We start from the raw sequence: 19960 nt of genomic DNA, 5'->3' as shown, positions 1-19960 counted from the left end.
GATCCACCGGCAAAACCAACTACACCTAAATCAGCTCAAGGAGTAGCGCATTCAGTTTGTTAGCGCAGCAACCTGACGTAGTGCCTCAGTTGCACGACCGGGTTTGATGCAGCGCTGACACAAGGACGGATTCCCGGAATCAGCCGTAGGGAATTGCCATGACGCGCTACACCCGTCACCTGTGGGCTTTGCCGCACCTGCTGCTGCCCGCCTCGCTTCTGCTGCTCGGCAGCTCACCCGCCACGGCGGCCTGTACGCTGTTCGCCGGCCCCGGCAATGACAACTTCACCTGCGACAGCGGCAGCAGCGGCCCGCTGACCGACCTCGCGGGCAATAACAGCCTGACCTTGCCGGCCAATGGCACCGGGCAAATCAACGGCAATGTGACGTTCGGCGCGGGCACTGACCGGGTCGAGGTCAACTCAGGGGTGATCACGGGCGCCGTCAGCCAGGGCAACGGCATCGACGATTTTGTCATGAGCGGCGGTTCGATCGGCTCTCTGGCGCAGGGCGACAGCCGCGACACCTTCCTGATGACCGGCGGCACCATCGTCGGTGCCTTCGAGGATGGCGATGTTGCACGCATGACCGGTGGCACCATCGGCCGCGTCGACATGAAGCTCGATAACAATATTTTCGATATGTCTGGCGGGCAGATTCTCGGCAATCTGGTCACCGGATTCGGCACCGACACCATCATCGTTTCCGGCGGGCGCATCGGTGGCAACATCAGCGTCAGCGGCGGCAACGACAGCATCACCGTGACCGGCGGCGAAATCGTCGGCGAGATCCGCGCCAGCGTCGGCGATGACCGGTTTGTCTGGGACGGCGGCGGGGTCATTCGTTCGGCGGTTCTGCTCGATGTTGGCAATGACACCGCAACGCTGCGTAATCTCGACGACAGTCTTCTCACGCTGACGCCGAGCGTCGATGGCGGTGTCGGCAACGACGTACTGACCTTCGACAACACGCGCACGGCGCTTGCCGCGCGCTTCACCAACTGGGAAACGGTCAACCTGAGCAATGCCGCGCAACTCGACCTCGGCTCCGCCAGCCTGGTACTGGGCGACGCCGGCACGGGAACGGGCGTGCTGAACATCGATGCCAGCAGTTCGCTGTATTCGACCCAGGGCGCAGTGTCCCCCGCCGTGGCCGGGCAGGCAGTGACCTTGAACAACGCAGGCGTGATCGATCTCACCCGTGGCAACAGCCGCGCCGATGACACGCTGACGGTGCAAGGCAACTATGTCGGCAACAATGGCCAGTTGTTGCTGCAGAGCGTCGTCGCTGGCGATGACTCACCGAGTGACAAACTGGCGGTCAACAATGGCAGCCTCAGCGGTGCGACGGTGATCAGCGTGAGCAATCTCGGCGGCGCGGGTGGGCTGACCCAGGCCAATGGCATTCAGCTGGTACAGGCCCAAGGCAGCACGGTCAGCAGCAATAACGCCTTTACCCTCAATGGCCCGATTTCCGCCGGCGCCTACGATTACTACCTGTTCAAGGGCGGCGTCACTGCCGGCACCGAGAACAGCTGGTACTTGCGCTCTGCCGTGGTTGCGCCGCAAGTGGTTGCCGTGCCAAACCCCGACCCGACGCTGCCACCGATTCTGGTACCGGTGGCTGCCGTGCCGGTTGCGGCCATCGCCCCGGCTGGCAGCCCGCCGTTACCGGTGTTGCCCGCCGCCGTGGCCGGGGCCGAGCCGATTCCGTTGTACCGTCCGGAAGTGCCGACCTGGTCGGTGTTGCCCCCCGCCGCCGCGCAACTCACGCTGAATGCACTGGGCACGTTCCACGACCGTCAGGGCGACCAACGCCTGCTCAATGAGACCGGGGCGTTCGGCGCCGGATGGGGCCGGGTCTACGGGAAGAACTTCGATCAGCGTTGGGCCGGCACCGTCACGCCGCGCCTGGACGGCTCGCTCAATGGCTTTCAGGTCGGCAATGATCTGTACAGTTCGCTGACCGCTGGTGGGCAGACGCAACGCCTCGGTTTCTTCGTCGGCCACAGTCGTTTGCAAGGCGACGTCGATGGATTCAATGAAGGCTTCGAGAACAACAGTGCCGGCAAAATCAAACTCGAAGGCGACAGCTACGGCGTGTACTGGACCTTGGTCGATCCGTATGGCTGGTACATCGACACCGTAGTGATGGGCACCCGGTTCGATGGCGACAACCGCTCCGACCGTGGCGTCAAACTGGACAACCGCGGGCATGCACTGACGCTGTCGGCAGAGGGCGGCTATCCGTTCCCTATCAACGACACGTGGGTGGTCGAACCGCAGGCTCAGGTCATCCACCAGAAAATCTCCCTCGACAGCCAGGACGACGGCATCTCGCGGGTCTCGTTCGACTCCGACGGCGCCTGGACCGGACGCCTCGGCGCACGGCTGAAGGGTCGCTATCAGGTCAGTGGTCTACCAGTGGAACCGTATCTGCGCGCTAACCTGTGGCACACCTTTTCCGGTACCGACTCGGTGACATTCGGCGACACAGATGTCATCAGCAGCGAACAGAAATCTTCCACGGCCGATATCGGCCTCGGCGTCATAGTGACACTCGACCGTGCCGTGAGCGTGTACGCGAGTACCGATTACAGCCGCAATATTGACAGTAATGACCTGCGTGGCGTGGCCGGCAATCTCGGCGTGCGCATCAGTTGGTAGACCTTCCGTCGGACATAAAACCGCTCTAACACGAGGCCTGCAAAACGATATTCCATACAAACAACCACTTAGTTATGTGCAGAAAAACAAACGCTTGCGAATCCTGATTGGCTACTACCGTTCATCGTCCAATTTCTTGACGGACGCCTCCCGCTCTTCTTATCTCTACCTTACTACCCCCGGAATCACCACCCGGAACGAGCCTTCGGACACTCGCGAAATCGAGCGGCCACGGTTTGTCCCGCTCCATTCGGTCGCCCCTCGTTCGGGGTAGGAGAGACGCCACATCGAGATGTCGCATGCGCTTGCAAGGTAGACCTCCATGAAAATTTCATTCACCCCACACGAGATCAAAATCACTTTCTGCACAGTGTCGAGTTCCATCTTGCTGTGCTCATCCATGGAGGCGCAGGCCGGCCCTGCGGCGGATGAAACCACGCCGTGGTATCGCGCGGACGTTCCGGTGATGACCTTGCCCGCCACGGTCATCACCCCCGATCAGCAACGCTTAAGCCCGCGGCCCGACCTGCGTGGGGCCAACCTGATTACTGAGGATCTCGCCCCCGGCGCCTGGGACCAGCTCTACGGCCGCAGCGCCCGGCAAGCGCAAACCGACGTGTTGTCTTCGGGTTTTGCCACACCCGGCAGCGGCGAGTTCAAAGGCCCCGCCGTCCTGACTCTGCAAAGCGGCAGCGGCCATACGCAGACCATCGGCCTGATCGGCGGCCTCAATCAGATTCAAGCCAACGGCAACGGCTTGCTCACCAGTCGCGCCCTCGACGACCCGACCACCGACACCCTCAACCTGCAAGGCCAGAGCCTCGGCGCCTATTACAGCCTGACCGGCGCCCAAGGCTGGCACGTCGATCTGTCGGCCAGCGGCGGCCGCGTCAGCGGTTTCAGTCGCAACGAACAAGGCGCGCGGCAAGCCACCGAAGGCAGCGCGATGACCTTCTCGGTCGAAGGCGGCTTCCCGATTGGCTTGAGTGAAAACTGGGTGGTCGAACCGCAGGCACAAATTATCAACCAGCGCATCACGCTCGACACGCCCTATGCCGGTTCCGGCAATGCCTCATCGACGGATCTCAGCGCCTGGAGCGGTCGCGTCGGCGCCCGTTTGAAAGGCAGTTATGATTTGAATGGCCTGCCGGTCGAACCCTATGTGCGCACCAACCTCTGGCACACGGTGTACACCGGCAACACGGTGACACTGGATCAGGTCGACAAGATCAGCAGCAGCCGCAAATCCTCGACGGTGGAGTTGGGCTTGGGCCTGGTGGCGCGGATGACGCCTTCGGTGAGTTTGTATGTCAGCGCCGATTACAGCAGCGATGTCGATGACAATGATTTGAATGGCCTGATCGGCAGCCTTGGCGTGCGGATGCGTTGGTGATCCCAACTTGGCGAATAACCCTGTGGGAGCGAGCCTGCTCGCGAACGCGGTTTGTCAGTCAACGATGATGTTGAATGCTCAACCGCTTTCGCGAGCAGGCTCGCTCCCACAGGTTTTGCGGTGCCTGGATCAACCCTCCGGTTTAAGGATCAACACCGCCAGCGGCGGCAGATTCAGCTCCAGCGACAACGCCTGCCCATGGCTCGGCACTTCTTCGGTCTGCGCCCCGCCGCCGTTGCCATAATTCGACCCGGCATAAATCCCTGCATCGCTGTTGAGCAACTCGGTCCAGCGCCCGGCAAACGGCACACCGACGCGATACGACTGACGCGGCACCGGGGTAAAGTTGGCCACGACCACCACCGGTTTACCGTCCTTGCTCCAGCGCAGCCAGGCGTAAACGCTGTTGATCGCATCATCGCCAATCAACCACTGAAACCCCTGCGGCGCGTCATCCTGATCGTGCAGCGCCGGCTCCTCGCGGTACAGCCGATTAAGGTCGCCAACCAGTTTCTGTACGCCCTTGTGCTCGGAATACTGCAGCAGATACCAATCCAGCTGCTGATCGTGATTCCACTCGCGCCACTGGCCAAACTCGCAGCCCATGAACAACAACTTCTTGCCCGGATGCGTCCACATGAAGCTCAGGTAAGCGCGCAGGTTGGCAAATTTCTGCCAGCGATCGCCGGGCATCTTGTCGATCAGCGAATGCTTGCCGTGCACCACTTCGTCGTGGGAGATCGGCAGGATAAAACGCTCGGACCAGGCGTAGACCAGGCCAAAACTCAGTTCATTGTGATGATGCGCGCGGTACACCGGATCCTGCTGAATGTAATGCAGCGAATCGTGCATCCAGCCCATGTTCCACTTGTAGGCGAACCCCAGACCGCCCTGCTGGGTGCTTTGGCTGACACCCGGCCACGCGGTGGATTCTTCAGCGATGACCAGCGCACCCGGCGCTTCCAGCTCGACGACGTCGTTCAAGTGCCGCAAGAAGTCGATGGCTTCGAGATTCTCGCGTCCGCCGTGACGGTTCGGCACCCACTCGCCAGCCTTGCGCGAATAGTCGCGATAGAGCATCGAAGCCACGGCATCGACGCGCAGGCCATCGACGTGGAAATGCTTCAACCAGTGCAGCCCTGAAGCGAGCATGTAACCGTGCACTTCGGTGCGCCCGAGGTTGTAGATCAGCGTGTCCCAGTCCTGATGAAAACCTTCCAGCGGGTTGCCGTATTCGTACAACGCCGTGCCGTCGAATTGCGCCAGCCCGTGGGTGTCGGTGGGGAAATGCGCCGGTACCCAATCGAGGATCACGCCGATTTCGGCCCGGTGGCAGGCGTCGACGAATTCGGCGAACTGCGCCGGCGAGCCATACCGCGCGCTCGGCGCGAATTGCGAAAGCAACTGATAACCCCAGGAACCACCGAACGGGTGTTCCATGATCGGCATCAGTTCGATGTGGGTAAAACCGAGTTCCTTCACATAGGGAATCAGCCGTTCCGCCAGTTCCGGCCAGCTGTACTGGCGCGCCACTTCGCCGAGATCATCCAGCTCGCATTGCCACGAACCGGCGTGCAGTTCGTAGATCGACAGCGGTGCCGAATGCTTCTGGCGCTCGCGGCGACTGTTCATCCAGTCGTGATCCTGCCAGTCGATCTGCAGCGGCTCGGCGACTTTCGACGCGGTGTCCGGCGGCAGGCTGGTGGCCAGCGCCATCGGGTCGGCCTTCAGCGGCAGAATCCCGTGGGCGCCGAGGATTTCGTATTTGTACAACTCGCCCGCTTGCAGCCGTGGAATGAACAACTCCCAGACCCCGGACGGATGCCGCAGGCGCATCGGATGGCGACGGCCGTCCCAGACGTTGAAATCGCCGACCACCGACACGCGCCGGGCATTCGGCGCCCACACGGCGAACCGCACGCCGTCGACGCCATCGACGGTTTTCAACTGCGCGCCGAGGCAAGCGCTGAGGTCGCGGTGATTGCCCTCGGCGAATAGATACAAATCCATTTCACCGAGCAATTGGCCGAAGCTATACGGGTCTTCTGCCACCTGCTCGCCACCGGCCCAGCGCGTGCGCAACTGATACGGTCGCGCCTGCTCGAAATGACCGACAAACAACCCCGGCGTTTCCGTCTGTTGCAGCGGACCGCGTTCTTCGCCGCTGTCTTTGTCCAGCACGACAACGCTCAACGCCCCCGGAAGATAGGCGCGAATGAATTGCCCGCCAGCGCCATCGCCGTGCGGGCCAAGAATGGAAAAAGGGTCCTGGTGTTCAGCACGCACCAAGGCATCGATATCTTTCGCCGAGGGCAGCAATGCTTCTTTGACCTGTCCCTGTTCCTTGTTCGAGAAACTCATGACTACTCTCCACCAAGATCGGAAAAGGGTTTAAGCCCCGTCAATAACCCATACAAACCGTGCAACGGCACGGGCAGCCACGTGGGGCGATTTTCGGCTTCATAGGCCACTTCATAGGCCGCCTTCTCCAGGCCGAACAACGCCAGCGCAGCGTCGGCACCTTCAGGATCTTGCCAGGCATGCTCAAGACTAGCTGCCGCGCGGCGATATGCCTCGACAAATGCTTCCCGCGCTTCACGCAAATAGCGTTGCGCCACCCGGCGACGAGCGTCTTCGGACTCGGGGCTGTGATCGACGTTGTGCACGTTGATGGTCATCGCCGCCGCGTAATCGAACGAGCGCAGCACGCCACTGACATCCTTGTACGGACTGTGTTTGCCACGGCGCTCGCTCAATGGCCGCGCCGGCTCGCCCTCGAAGTCGATCAGGTAGGCATCGCCCTTGATCACCAGCACCTGCCCCAGATGCAGGTCGCCGTGAACGCGAATGCGTAAGCCGCCGACGGCTTTTTTCGCCAGATCCTGCACGTGATCAAGGATGGTTTTTTTCTCGTCGAGCAGGCGTTTGACCAATTTCTGATCCGCCGCACCGAGTTCGCCCTGATGCTGCTTGAGCAGCTTCAGCGCATGCTCGACTTGCGCGGCAACGTCCTTGCCGGAAGCCTGCATATCCTTGGCGGACGACACTTGCGGGGCGAAGTCGGCGTTGTCCGTCGCTGCCGCCAGTACCTGATGCATTTCGCCCAGACGCTGGCCGAGCATGCCGGCAAAATCCTTCAATTCGCCCAAGGCGTTGTAATGCTGTTCCTGCTCGGACATGGCATCGGCGAGTTCATCGCGCAGCGCTCGTTCGAGGTTGTTCTGCGTCCATTCCCAGGCATCGCCCTGATTGCTCAGGTAACCCTGGGCGATCATCAGCAGATTGTCCTGGCCCTGAGCGTCACGGCGAATCACCGAACCGAGCAAGGGTGAAATATTGCCGAAAGCAGCCTCGGTCAGATACGCACTCATCTCCAGTTCCGGGTGAACGCCAGAGGCGACTTTGCGGATCAGTTTCAGCACCAGACTGTTGCCGATCACCACCGAACTGTTGGATTGCTCGGCGGACAGGTAACGCACTTCCGACTCGTCGCCGAGGCCGAGTTGTTCCAGCTGCGGCGTCGGTGCAAAACGGATTTCACCTTCGCTGGATTCCAGCACCGTGTGGCTCTGCATGCCTTGCAGCACCGCGCGAATAAACGCTTCGAGGCTGAACGCATCAGTGATCAAACCGACCTGACGCACGCGACGCACACGTGACAACGCCAGTTGCTGCGGCAACGCCGGGCCAACCTGATCTTCCGCAATGAAGCCGAACGGCAGTTGATAACGACTGGTCTGGCCGCCACTGCTGACTTCGATTTCGCTGAGCAGCACTGGATGCTGGGCATCGCCGAAGCGCACGCCATAGGCCAGATGGACTTTATCGATGGCCGCGTCCTTGCCGGCAAACCAGCGGCGGTTTTGCAGCCAGCTCGGCAGGATGTTTTGCTCCAGCGTCGTGCGGGACGGCGCTTCGAGCAGCTCTTCCATGCGTTTTTTCAGCACCAGCGTGGTGAAGTCCGGCAGGCTCTGCGCCGGTTCGACGTGCCAGCTCGGCATCTGGTTTTCGCTGGCCAGCGCAAACCAGTAGAAACCATACGGCGCCAGGGTCAGGAGGAAATTCAACTGGCCAATCGGCGGGAAGGCATTACCGCCCAGCATCTCCACCGGCACCATGCCGACGTACGCTGACAGGTCCAGCTCCGCCGCTTGCGCGCTGCGCGAGACGTTAGCCACGCAGAGGATGATTTCGTGTTTGCCGTCGGCGTCGGTGAATTCGCGGGTGTAGGCGAGAATCCGGCGATTGCTCGGCGAGAGCATTTTCAGCGTGCCGCGACCGAACGCCTTCGACTGCTTGCGCACGGCGAGCATGCGCCGCGTCCAGTTGAGCAGCGAATGCGGATCACCGGCCTGGGTTTCGACGTTGACCGAGAGATAGCCGTATTGCGGGTCCATGATCGGCGGCAACACCAGGCTGGCCGGGTCGGCTCGGGAGAAGCCGCCATTGCGGTCGATCGACCACTGCATCGGCGTGCGCACGCCATCGCGGTCGCCGAGGTAGATGTTGTCGCCCATGCCGATTTCATCGCCGTAATACAGGGTCGGCGTGCCCGGCATCGACAGCAGCAGGCTGTTGAGCAACTCGACGCGGCGACGGTCGCGCTCCATCAGCGGCGCCAGACGCCGGCGGATGCCGAGATTGATCCGCGCGCGACGGTCAGCGGCGTAGTAATTCCACAGGTAGTCACGCTCTTTGTCGGTGACCATTTCCAGGGTCAGTTCATCGTGGTTACGGAGGAAAATCGCCCATTGGCAGTTGGCAGGAATTTCCGGGGTCTGGCGCAAGATATCGGTGATCGGAAAGCGGTCTTCCTGCGCCAGCGCCATGTACATGCGCGGCATCAGCGGAAAGTGGAACGCCATGTGGCATTCATCGCCATTCAGGCCTTTGGCATCGGTGTCGCCGAAATACAGCTGAGTGTCTTCAGGCCATTGGTTGGCCTCGGCGAGCAGCATGCGGTCGGGGTAATTGGCGTCGATCTCGGCGCGAATCTGCTTGAGGACGTCGTGGGTCTCGGGAAGGTTTTCGTTGTTGGTGCCGTCACGCTCGATCAGGTACGGAATGGCGTCGAGGCGCAGGCCGTCGATGCCCATGTCGAGCCAGTAACGCATCACCGACAGCACCGCTTTCATCACTTGCGGATTGTCGAAATTCAGGTCGGGCTGGTGCGAATAAAAACGGTGCCAGAAGTACTGGCCCGCGACCGGGTCCCAAGTCCAGTTGGATTTCTCCGTGTCGAGAAAAATGATCCGCGTGCCGTCGTATTTCTGGTCGTCATCCGACCACACATAAAAGTCCCGCGCAGCCGAGCCGGGTTTGGCTTTACGCGCACGCTGGAACCACGGGTGCTGATCGGAGGTGTGGTTGATCACCAGCTCAGTGATCACCCGCAAGCCGCGCTTGTGCGCCTCGGCGATGAAGCGCTTGGCATCGGCCATGGTCCCGTAATCGCTGTGCACGCCACGGTATTCGGCAATGTCGTAGCCGTCATCGCGACGCGGCGATGGGTAGAACGGCAACAGCCAGATGGTGTTGACGCCGAGTTCGGCGATGTAGTCGAGTTTGGCGATCAGGCCGGGAAAGTCGCCGATCCCGTCGTTGTTGGAGTCGAAAAACGATTTGACGTGAACCTGATAGATCACCGCATCTTTGTACCAGAGCGGGTCTTTGATGAAGGTGGCTGCCTTGGGTTTCTTCGCCATGTGAAACTCCTGCTGAATTCTATTCAATTCCTGTGTAGGAGCTGCCGAAGGCTGCGATCTTTTGATTTTGTTTTCTGCAAGCAAGATCAAAAGATCGCAGCCTTCGGCAGCTCCTACATTGGATTAGGCGTGCATCAATCGGTGGTGATTCGCCAGATGCCAAACGGCTGGTACGCCGGGTCAATGCGCATGAATTGGTACTTGCCATGCCAGTCCCAGCGATGGCCGTTCATCAAGTCCTCGCCATGGGTCGTCGCATCGTCCGGCAAACCCATCTCCCACAACGGCAGTTCAAAATTCGCCTCCTGCACGTTATGCGGATCAAGGCTCACCGCGACCAGAATGAAATTGCTGCCGTCGGCACTGCGTTTGCCGAAGTAGAGAATGTTGTCGTTCCAGGCGTTGTAGACCTTCAGGCCCAAATGCGTGTGCAACGCCGGGTTCTGCCGACGAATGCGATTGAGCTGGGCGATCTCGGCAATGATGTTGCCCGGCGCGGTGAAGTCGCGAACGCGGATCTCGTACTTCTCCGAATCGAGGTATTCCTCCTTGCCTGGCACCGGCGCCGCTTCGCACAGCTCGAACCCGGAATACATGCCCCACAACCCTGAACCCATGGTCGCCAGCGCCGCACGGATGAGAAAACCCGGGCGTCCCGACTCATGCAGGAACGCCGGGTTGATGTCGGGCGTGTTGACGAAGAAGTTCGGCCGATAGCACTCGCGCCACGGCGATTCATTCAGTTCGGTCAGATACGTCGCCAGTTCGGCCTTGGTGTTGCGCCAGGTGAAATAGGTGTAGCTCTGCGTGTAACCGACCTTGCCGAGGCGCGCCATCATCGCCGGGGTAGTGAAGGCTTCTGCGAGGAAGATCACTTCCGGGTATAGCGCGCGCACATCGGCGATCAGCCATTGCCAGAACGGCAGTGGCTTGGTGTGCGGGTTGTCGACGCGAAAGATCTTCACGCCCTCCTCAACCCAGCCAATGACGATGTCGCGCAGCTCGACCCAGAGACTCGGAATGGCGTCCGGCGCGTAGAAGTCGACGTTGACGATGTCCTGATATTTCTTCGGCGGGTTTTCCGCGTATTTGATCGTGCCGTCCGGGCGCCAGTTGAACCAGCCCGGATGCTGCTTGAGCCACGGGTGATCCTGGGAACACTGAATGGCGAAATCGAGGGCGATCTCCAGTCCATGATCGGCAGCCGCCGCCACTAGCCGGCGAAAGTCTTCGCGAGTGCCGAGTTGCGAGTGAATCGCCTCGTGCCCGCCCTCCTCGCTACCAATCGCGTAGGGGCTGCCGGGATCGTCCGGGCCAGCGGTCAGCGAGTTGTTGCGGCCCTTGCGGTGCGCGCGACCGATGGGATGAATCGGCGTGAAATACAGCACGTCGAAACCCATGTCCTGAATCATCGGCAAGCGTGAATGCACGTCATTGAAGGTGCCGTGACGGCGCGGATCGTCGGTGATCGAGCGGGGAAACAGCTCGTACCAACTGGCGAACTCGGCCAGTTCGCGCTCGACATCCATAGGGAATTCGGCGCTGACACTCAGATAGGCGCGGTGATCGGCCTCAGCCATCAATTGCGCACTGCGCGAGTGCAGAAACAGCGCCACCTGCTCGGTTTCGAGCAGGCCGGAGAGCTCATGGTGCAAAGCGGCCAAGTGTTCGCTAAGTTGACCTTCACTGCGCTCGGCGGCCTGTTGCACCATGCTGCGGCCTTCCTGCAGCTCCAGCGAAACCGGTACCGCTGCGTTGTGTTTCTTCTCCAGCTCGTACTGGAAACTGGCGAAATGGTCGATCCACGCCTCGATGCAATAGAGGAAGCGCCCTTGATGTTCGGGGCGGAATTGGCCTTGCCAGCCATTGTTGCCCTGATCGGACATGACCTCGCTCTGCCAGGTCTCTTCGCATTCTTCGCGCCAACGAATGCGTACAGCCAGCTTGTCGTGACCGTCGGCGAACACCTTGCTGGTGACGATCACCGCACGCCCGGCAATCGACTTCACGGCAAACTGCCCGCCATCAAGGGTCGGCATGCTGTTTTCGATGGCGATACGCGGCAGCAGCAACGCCTGCGACAGCGGCATGTGTGGGTTGTAGCTCAGCTCTGAGGGTTTTTCAGCAGTCATTGAGCATCTCTCCTTAACGCCCCAAGGACGCTCTTGTGCCGGATCGGTATTCGCAACGAAGCGCCTGCCCCGCAATGAACTCACTTAGGTTCCGAGCGACCGCCGCCGGGAAAAGTTCAGATGAAATTGCCGTGACACAAAAGCGGATCGAATTACGCGCAGGGTGGTCAATCCACTTAAGCACTTCTCACGCCATGTGCCACACGGAGGTCATCAGATGAATATCCCGATCCCGGCGGAAACGCCCGATCCGAACATCGACAAACCCACCCTGCCGGAGACGGAACCGCAGCCGGTTCCCGAGCAGGAACCACCGGGCACCACGCCACCGCCCAAGGAAGAACCACCGAGCACGATGCCCCCCGTGATCGTCTGAATCCGCCACCCCCTCGTGCCTGATCGTTCCCACGCAGAGCGTGGGAACGATCAGACAAAATCAAAAGATCGCAGCCTGCGGCAGCTCCTACAGGGGATATTCGTTGGTGGTTACAGGTGTTTCTGATCATCTTTTTCGAACAGGCGGACGATGCGCGGCATCACGCTGAAGATGGCCAACGCCAGCAAGGTACTGAGCAACGCGGTCGCTTCCTTGCCCAATCCCGCCGCGACACCAATAGCCGCCGTCATCCACAGTCCGGCCGCCGTGGTCAGGCCTTTGACGTGACCTTCATCACCCTCATGATTTTTCAGGATCGTCCCGGCGCCAAGAAAACCGATCCCGGCGATCACCCCCTGCAGCACCCGACTCATCGCATCGGACTCTGCCCCTGACGTTTGCGGCACCAGCACAAACAACGCAGCGCCAAGCGCCACCAACATGTGGGTGCGCACCCCGGCAGCCTTGCCCTTGTGCTCGCGTTCGAACCCGAGAATCCCGCCAAGCACCGCTGCCATCAACAGCCGCACGGTAATCCGCGTCAGTTGCGAAGCATCGCCAATGTCGGCGAATTCCACTTGCAGGGTTTCCCACACTTCATGCCACCACGCGTTCATCGTGCAGTCCTTGTTATTGGCTCGATAGATGATGGACAGCGGCGACCATTAATCAGTTGCGCAGAACGATCGGCGCAGCGCGTGCCCTAACCTTGCAGACCTCCCTGAAAAAAGGACTGCCCCATGCCCCTTCGAGTCGATGAAAGCAATCCCGAACAGAAAGTGTGTTTTTTCACTGTCGAACATGGCGAGGAAATTCGCATCTGCGACACCCTGGAAATCCGCACCGATAGCGAAAAATCCATGTCGTTCGTGGAAATAGAAGGTCGGCGCGTTTACATCACCGAATCCGAAGCCGACGCCTTGACCGTTGCTGGCGCGAAGGACGGTCGCAAACACCTGAAGGCTGACGAGAGTGATTCGGTGATTTGACTGACCTTGGTCAACACCCCGCGCAAACGCCTGCGATAGGCGTTTGCGCCCGTGCCTGCGGGCTGCTTCAAGTTGTCGCAGGCGCTGCGCAAAAGCCCATCTGATACGCTTTTTATTGAAATACCTGAGTCTGTTATGCAAACAGATCGACGCTCATAGTGCTCTGGCCTGATGGAGGCTGATGAGCGAATAACCATGAGCGAACAAATCCCCGTCCGAACCGTAGAAGCATCTCCCACGATAAAAAGTGTGCCCGCACGCCCAATGAAGGCGACGGCCAAATCCAGCGACAATCAAATTCACACCCGCAGCTTCACCGGCCTGTTTCGCACGCTGCGCATGAGCGGTGCGGGATTTCTGTTTATGCTGTTTTTCGGCACCGTGTGGCTGAACTGGGGTGGACGCCAGGCGGTGCTCTGGGACCTTTCCGAAAGCAAATTCCACATCTTTGGCGCGACCTTCTGGCCACAGGATTTCATTCTGCTCTCGGCCCTGCTGATCATTGCCGCGTTCGGCCTGTTCGCCATCACCGTGTTCGCTGGCCGGGTCTGGTGCGGCTACACCTGCCCGCAGAGTTCGTGGACGTGGATTTTCATGTGGTGCGAGAAGATCACCGAAGGCGAACGCAACCAGCGGATCAAACTGCAAGCGGCGCCGTGGGGCCTCAACAAACTGGCGCGGCGTGCGGCCAAGCACACGCTGTGGCTGGCGATCAGCGTGCTGACCGGCCTGACCTTCGTCGGCTACTTCACACCGATCCGGCCACTGACCGAAGAGTTGCTGACCTTGCAAATCGGCGGCGTCAGCCTGTTCTGGGTGCTGTTCTTCACCGCCGCCACTTACATCAACGCCGGCTGGCTGCGCGAAGCGGTGTGCATGCACATGTGCCCGTATGCGCGCTTCCAGAGCGTGATGTTCGACAAGGACACTCTGGCGATTTCCTACGACGTCGCCCGGGGTGAAAACCGTGGCCCGCGCAAACGTGATGTAAAACCGCTCGAAGCCGGCCTCGGCGATTGCATCGATTGCCATCTGTGCGTGCAGGTCTGCCCGACCGGCATCGACATCCGCGACGGCTTGCAGATGGAATGCATCGGTTGCGCCGCGTGCATCGACGCCTGCGATTCGATCATGGACAAAATGAACTACCCGCGCGGCTTGATCCGCTACAGCTCCGAGCGCGAATTGCAGGGTGGCAAGACGCACCTGCTGCGGCCACGATTGATCGGCTACACCGTGGTGCTGCTGGCGATGATCGGTGCACTCGCGTTGGCGCTGGTTGAACGGCCAATGGTCTCGCTGGACGTGACCAAGGATCGCGGGTTATTCCGTGAGAACGGTCAGGGCCAGATCGAGAACATCTATAGCCTGAAAGTCATCAACAAGACCCAACAACGCCAGGATTACAACTTGAGTCTGGTTGACGCTGAAGGCTTCCAGTTGCAAGGCAAGACCGAACTGAGCCTGGCGCCGGGCGAAATTGTCGACGTACCAGTGTCGGTGGCGATGACCACCGAGCGCCCGAGCAGCAGCTCGCAGACCTTGAGTTTCAAGATTGCCGACAGCGATGAACCAGACATCTACAGCGTGGCGAAGAGCAGGTTTGTGGCGCCGATGAATCGCTGAGCCGTTAGAATCCTTTCCCCTCACCCCAGCCCTCTCCCAGGGGTAGAGGGGGCCGACCGAGGTGTCTGTCGCTATACATCGACCTGACAGACCGAGTTGATTATGGATTCGCCAAAGCACTTTCCGGCCGAATCGATTATGGATTCAGCAAAGTACTGTCAGGTCGGTGTAGTTCACAAGCATCCCGCAATCAGTCCCCTCTCCCTCCGGGAGAGGGCTAGGGTGAGGGGCTTTTTACCTGACACCCACAATCAACCAGCACCAAGGCTCCTCGATGAAACGCTACGAAAAATTCGCCGACGACATCGCTGAACTGATCCGCTCCGGCGTGCTTGGCCCCGGCCAGCGCGTGCCTTCGGTGCGCTACGCCAGCCAGACCTACGGCGTCAGCCCGTCCACGGTGTTCCAAGCCTATTACCTGCTCGAACGTCGCGGCCTGATCCGTGCGCGGCCGCGCTCCGGCTACTTCGTCAACACCCATGCGCCAAGCCCGTTCTCGGAGCCGGTGATCAGCAGCCACGTCAACGACTCCACTGAAGTCGACGTCAGCGAATTGGTGTTCTCTGTCCTTGAGTCGATCAAGGACCCAAACACCGTACCGTTCGGCTCGGCGTTCCCCAGCCCGACGCTGTTCCCGCTGCAACGCCTGTCGCGCTCGCTGGCCAGCGCCGCGCGGGAAATGGACCCGCGCATGGTCGTCACCGACATGTCGCCGGGCAACCCGCAACTGCGCCGACAGATCGCCCTGCGCTACATGGTCGGCGGGCTGATGTTGCCGATGGAAGAACTGCTGATCACCAACGGCGCCCTCGAAGCGCTGAACCTGTGCCTGCAAGCCGTGACCGAACCCGGCGACCTGGTGGCCATCGAAGCCCCGGCGTTCTACGCCAGCCTGCAAGTGCTCGAACGGCTGAAACTCAAAGCCGTGGAAATCCCCGTGCACCCGCGCGACGGCATCGACCTTGGCGTCCTCGCGCAAACCCTGGAACGCCATCCGATCAAGGCCTGCTGGTGCATGACCAGTTTCCAGAACCCGATGGGCGCGACCATGCCCGAGGCGAAGAAACAGGAACTGGTCGAACTGCTACGCCGCCATCAGGTGCCGCTGATCGAAGACGACGTCTACGCCGAACTCTATTACGGCCAACAGGCACCGAAACCGGCCAAGGCTTTTGACACCGAAGGCCTGGTGATGCATTGCGGCTCGTTCGCCAAAAGCCTCGCCCCCGGCTACCGCATCGGCTGGGTCGCCGCCGGGCGTTATGCGCAGAAAATCGAACGGCTGAAACTGATGACCTCGCTGTGCGCCTCGATGCCGGCGCAAGCGGCGATTGCCGATTATCTGCAACATGGCGGCTATGACCGTCACCTGCGCAAACTGCGTTATGCGCTGGAAGAACAGCAAAGCGCGATGCTCGCCGCGATCGCGCGTTATTTCCCGGCGCAGACGCGAGTCAGTCAGCCGGCAGGTGGCTACTTTTTGTGGCTGGAATTACCGCCACAGATGGATTCGTTGAAGTTGTTTCAGATGGCACTGGCGCAAGGCATCAGCATCGCGCCGGGGCCGATTTTCTCGCCGACGCAGCGGTTCAGGAATTGTATTCGCCTGAATTACGGCAGCCCATGGACCGAGGATTCGGAAAAGGCCATGGAGACGTTGGGGCGGATTGTGCGGTCGTTCTGACAGTCCTGTGTTGTCTGGGCTATTGCCTTCGCGAGCAGGCTCGCTCCCACCCTGGATTTGTGCCGGACACAGAACCAATGTGGGAGCGAGCCTGCTCGCGAAGAGGGCCGACCTGACAGCGAAACGCTCTGGACTTAACGCCCGCCACCCAGATCGACAAACGTCCCGGTCGCATACGAAGCCTTGTCCGACAACAACCAGACAATCGCCTCCGCCACCTCATCCGGCCGCCCCCCACGGGCCATCGGAATCGCTGATTCAAGCTTGCTGACCCGATCCGGATCGCCGCTCAACGCGTGGAAATCGGTGTAGATGAACCCCGGGCGCACCGCGTTGACGCGAATGCCCTCGCCCGCGACTTCCTTGGACAGACCGATGGTGAAGGTGTCGAGCGCGCCTTTCGAGGCGGCGTAGTCGACGTATTCATTGGGTGAACCCAGACGTGAGGCCACCGACGACACATTGACGATGCTGCCGCCCTGCCCACCATGTTTGGGCGACATGCGCAGGATCGCGTGCTTGGCACAGAGGATCGGCGCGAGGACATTGGTCTTCATGATTTTGAGGATGCGGAATTCGGACATTTCATCGACCCGCGATTTATGTCCGACAGTGCCGGCGTTGTTCACCAGTGCGGTGACGCGGCCCAGTTCGCTGTCGACCCGCTGGAACAGCGCGATCACTTCGTCTTCGATGCTGACATCGGCGCGTACGGCGATGGCTTGTGCGCCCAGCGCGCGGACTTGTTCGAGCACGCTTTGCGCGGCCTGTTCGTCTTGCTGGTAGTTGATGCAGATCCGATAGCCCTGCTCGGCAGCCAACAACGCCGTCGCGGCACCAATCCCGCGCCCGCCACCGGTGATCACAATGACTTTATCCATGCTGGCCTTTCCCCCGAATGCACACGTAACAGTCGGGGGGAAGAATAACCGCCATTGGCGGGTTTTGCATGGGCTCTGTCAAAGGCTCAACCGGCACCCCGAATTTTCAAGTTGTAGTGCATTTGTGGCAAGGGAGCTTACTCCCGCTGGCCTGCACAGCCGGCCCAACCTTCAAAGGAGGGGCCGCTTCGCGACCTGGCGGGAGCAAGCTCCCTCGCCACAATGTTTTTCCTGAACTTCGCTCAGCGGGAGGTCAGACCGCCGCCAGCTGCTCACCGCGCGCAATATCCTGCATGAATTTGTCCGCCGGCATCGGATGCCCGAGCAGATAACCCTGCAACGAATCACAGCCCAACTGCGTCAGGAATTGCTGCTGCACGCCGGTCTCTACGCCCTCGGCCACGATGCGCAAACCCAGCGCCTGCCCCAACGCGACAATCGCCGAAACAATTGCGGCATCATCACTGTCATGTTCCAGATCGCGGACGAAACCCCGATCGATCTTCAACTCGTTGGCCGGCAAGCGCTTGAGGTACATCAGGCTCGAATACCCGGTACCGAAGTCATCGATGGACAGGTCGACGCCCATGTCCGACAACTCCTGCAACACCGTCATGCTCGCATCGGCATCGCTCATGGCGGTGGTTTCAGTGATTTCCAGGGTCAGGCTGTTGGACGGCAGGTGATGCGTTGCCAGTGCCTTGGCGACGCTGCGCACCAGCCCGGTGTGGCAGAACTGCAACGCCGACAGATTTACCGCGATACGCCAGTCGGTATAGCCGAGCACGTACCACTCGCGCATCTGCCGGCAGGCTTCGTTGAGCACCCATTCGCCGATGGGAATGATCAGCCCGGTTTTCTCGGCCAGATCGATGAATTTGTCCGGCATCAACATGCCGTGCAGCGGATGCTCCCAGCGTAGCAGCGCTTCCGCACCGACCGGTTGGCCATTGGCGGCGTCGAACTTCGGCTGGTAATGCAGGCTGAACTGGCTGTGTTCCAGCGCCGCACGCAAATCCTGCAGCAGTTGCAGTTGCTTGCGCGCGTTGTTGTTCATCGATGCGTCGAAGAAGCTGTAACCGTTTTTGCCGCCGCCCTTGGCGTGGTACATCGCCGCGTCAGCGTTCATCAGCAGCTCCTGAGCGTTGTGGCCATTGCCCGGGTACAGGGCAATGCCGACGCTGGCGGAAATCTGCAAGTCATGTTCCGCGACATGGAACGACTGCGCGATCAAGCCGACCTGGCGTGCCGCCAGCCCGAGGGCATCATTCGGTTCGGTCAGGCGCACCAACAGCACGAATTCATCGCCACCGATGCGCGCCAGCGTGTCCTGGCTGCGCAAATCTTCGCGCAGACGCAAGCCGACCTCACGCAACAACTGGTCGCCCATGTGATGGCCGAACGCATCGTTGACCGGTTTGAAGCCGTCGAGATCGATGAACATCAAGGCAAAGCAACCGCCCTGCTCATGGACCTTTTTGATCGCCTGATTGATCCGGTCGTCGAGCAGCATGCGGTTCGGCAGGCCGGTCAGCGGGTCATGCAGGGCCAGTTGGGTGAGTTCACGGTTGGCCACGGTCAGGGAATGCGCGAGGTCGGCGGTACGCGCTTCCAGCCGCGCGTCGAGGATCGACGTCAGCAAGGCAATCGACAACACCGCCAGCGTGGTGATCAGCACCAGACTGTCGAGGCCGTTGCCTTTGAGGCCATTGAGCGTTGCGCCGCAGAAGCTGCCATCGGGAAATTGCGCAGCCGCCATGCCGGTGTAATGCATGCCGACAATGGCGATGCCCATGATGATCGCGGCGCCACCACGGATCAGACGCACATACGGCGAATGCTGACGCAGGCGAAAGGCAATCCACAGCGCCGCTGCCGAGGCACCGACCGCGATCAGCAACGAGGCGCCGAACAGCGCCGGATCGTAGTCGATGCCGGGGGTCATGCGCAGCGCCGCCATGCCGGTGTAATGCATGGCACTGATGCCGGCGCCCATGATCAAGGCGCCGAATGCCAGTTGCAGGATCGGCAGTTTCGGCTGGCTGACCAGCCACAAGGCAAACCCGCAGGACAGCACCGCAATCAGCAATGACAGCGCCGTGATAGTGATGTCATAGCCCAGATCGATCGGCAGCTTGAAAGCGAGCATGCCGATGAAATGCATCGACCAGACGCCGACACCCATGGCCAGTGCGCCGCCCGCTGTCCAGAAATGCACGGCGCGGCCCTTGGCAGTGGCGATGCGCCCGGTGAGGTCGAGCGCGGTGTATGACGCGAGGATCGCCACACACAAAGAAATGAACACCAGGGTGAAGGAATAGCTACCGATGAGCATGGAAATTCTCGTGATTCCCAAACCGTACTGCGTCCGTTCTCGGTCGGGCAAATGCGGCGATTGTACTGATTGCACAGCAGAACGCACTGACAAAGTAAGCAAATTGCCATCAACCCGATGAAACGCTTGTCAGATCGTCCTACAAGGCTCTGGCCCGCCCCTCACAGCCCACT

The 19960-nt window shown here is 60.6% G+C and carries 12 protein-coding genes; 6 read left to right on the top strand and 6 right to left on the bottom strand.

The window, feature by feature from the left end:
- Positions 1-158 precede the first annotated feature (158 nt).
- Together C2E19_RS14495 and C2E19_RS14490 are read left to right on the top strand one after the other, a co-directional pair.
- Positions 159-2666 carry an autotransporter outer membrane beta-barrel domain-containing protein gene (locus C2E19_RS14495; protein ID WP_129393468.1) on the top strand — a complete coding sequence of 836 codons (2508 nt, stop codon included), beginning with the start codon at positions 159-161 and terminating at the stop codon, positions 2664-2666.
- A 322-nt stretch (positions 2667-2988) separates the two neighbouring features.
- Positions 2989-4059 (top strand): autotransporter outer membrane beta-barrel domain-containing protein, encoded by a 1071-nt coding sequence (locus tag C2E19_RS14490; protein ID WP_129393464.1) that lies wholly within the window; start codon positions 2989-2991, stop codon positions 4057-4059.
- A 129-nt stretch (positions 4060-4188) separates the two neighbouring features.
- On the opposite strand, the gene glgB is transcribed toward C2E19_RS14490, so the two are convergent.
- From glgB to C2E19_RS14465, 3 genes are all read right to left on the bottom strand, one after another.
- Positions 4189-6420: a 1,4-alpha-glucan branching protein GlgB gene (gene glgB, locus C2E19_RS14480; protein WP_129393462.1), complete on the bottom strand. Its 2232-nt coding sequence runs from the start codon at positions 6418-6420 to the stop codon at positions 4189-4191.
- Positions 6421-6422: 2 nt separating this feature from the next.
- Positions 6423-9764, bottom strand: coding sequence for a maltose alpha-D-glucosyltransferase (gene treS / locus C2E19_RS14475; protein WP_129393459.1), 3342 nt, complete (start codon positions 9762-9764; stop codon positions 6423-6425).
- A gap of 134 nt (positions 9765-9898) precedes the next feature.
- Entirely contained in the window at positions 9899-11896 is a 1998-nt protein-coding gene (locus C2E19_RS14465; RefSeq protein ID WP_129393456.1) for an alpha-1,4-glucan--maltose-1-phosphate maltosyltransferase, read from the bottom strand.
- 217 nt (positions 11897-12113) lie between these two features.
- Between C2E19_RS14465 and C2E19_RS29000 the strand changes: the two genes are divergently transcribed.
- Positions 12114-12272 carry a hypothetical protein gene (locus tag C2E19_RS29000; RefSeq protein WP_164979430.1) on the top strand — a complete coding sequence of 53 codons (159 nt, stop codon included), beginning with the start codon at positions 12114-12116 and terminating at the stop codon, positions 12270-12272.
- Between the two features lie 110 nt (positions 12273-12382).
- Here C2E19_RS29000 and C2E19_RS14460 read toward each other — a convergent pair whose 3' ends face one another.
- The gene (locus C2E19_RS14460; protein ID WP_129393453.1) at positions 12383-12889 is read right to left on the bottom strand and encodes an MgtC/SapB family protein; all 507 of its coding nucleotides are present in this window, start codon (positions 12887-12889) and stop codon (positions 12383-12385) included.
- 123 nt (positions 12890-13012) lie between these two features.
- Between C2E19_RS14460 and C2E19_RS14455 the strand changes: the two genes are divergently transcribed.
- The 3 genes from C2E19_RS14455 to mapR all read left to right on the top strand — a co-directional run bounded on the left by C2E19_RS14455 (position 13013) and on the right by mapR (position 16571).
- Positions 13013-13261, top strand: a complete 249-nt coding sequence (locus C2E19_RS14455) for a DUF3203 family protein (RefSeq protein ID WP_129393450.1) — start codon at positions 13013-13015, stop codon at positions 13259-13261.
- 195 nt (positions 13262-13456) lie between these two features.
- Positions 13457-14887 carry a cytochrome c oxidase accessory protein CcoG gene (gene ccoG, locus C2E19_RS14450; protein ID WP_129393447.1) on the top strand — a complete coding sequence of 477 codons (1431 nt, stop codon included), beginning with the start codon at positions 13457-13459 and terminating at the stop codon, positions 14885-14887.
- 274 nt (positions 14888-15161) lie between these two features.
- The gene (mapR, locus tag C2E19_RS14445) at positions 15162-16571 is read left to right on the top strand and encodes a GntR family transcriptional regulator MpaR (RefSeq protein ID WP_129393444.1); all 1410 of its coding nucleotides are present in this window, start codon (positions 15162-15164) and stop codon (positions 16569-16571) included.
- 134 nt (positions 16572-16705) lie between these two features.
- On the opposite strand, the gene C2E19_RS14440 is transcribed toward mapR, so the two are convergent.
- A complete protein-coding gene (locus C2E19_RS14440) occupies positions 16706-17452 on the bottom strand; it encodes an SDR family oxidoreductase (protein ID WP_129393441.1) in 747 nt (248 codons plus the stop codon).
- Positions 17453-17705: 253 nt separating this feature from the next.
- Entirely contained in the window at positions 17706-19787 is a 2082-nt protein-coding gene (locus C2E19_RS14435) for a bifunctional diguanylate cyclase/phosphodiesterase (protein ID WP_129393438.1), read from the bottom strand.
- Positions 19788-19960: the final 173 nt, after the last annotated feature.

The organism is Pseudomonas sp. DTU12.3, from assembly GCF_004124275.1.
In the GTDB taxonomy this organism is placed as follows: domain Bacteria; phylum Pseudomonadota; class Gammaproteobacteria; order Pseudomonadales; family Pseudomonadaceae; genus Aquipseudomonas; species Aquipseudomonas helmanticensis.
The sequence above is the reverse complement of the archived record's forward strand: the minus strand, read 5'-3'. Positions and strand labels throughout refer to the sequence as shown.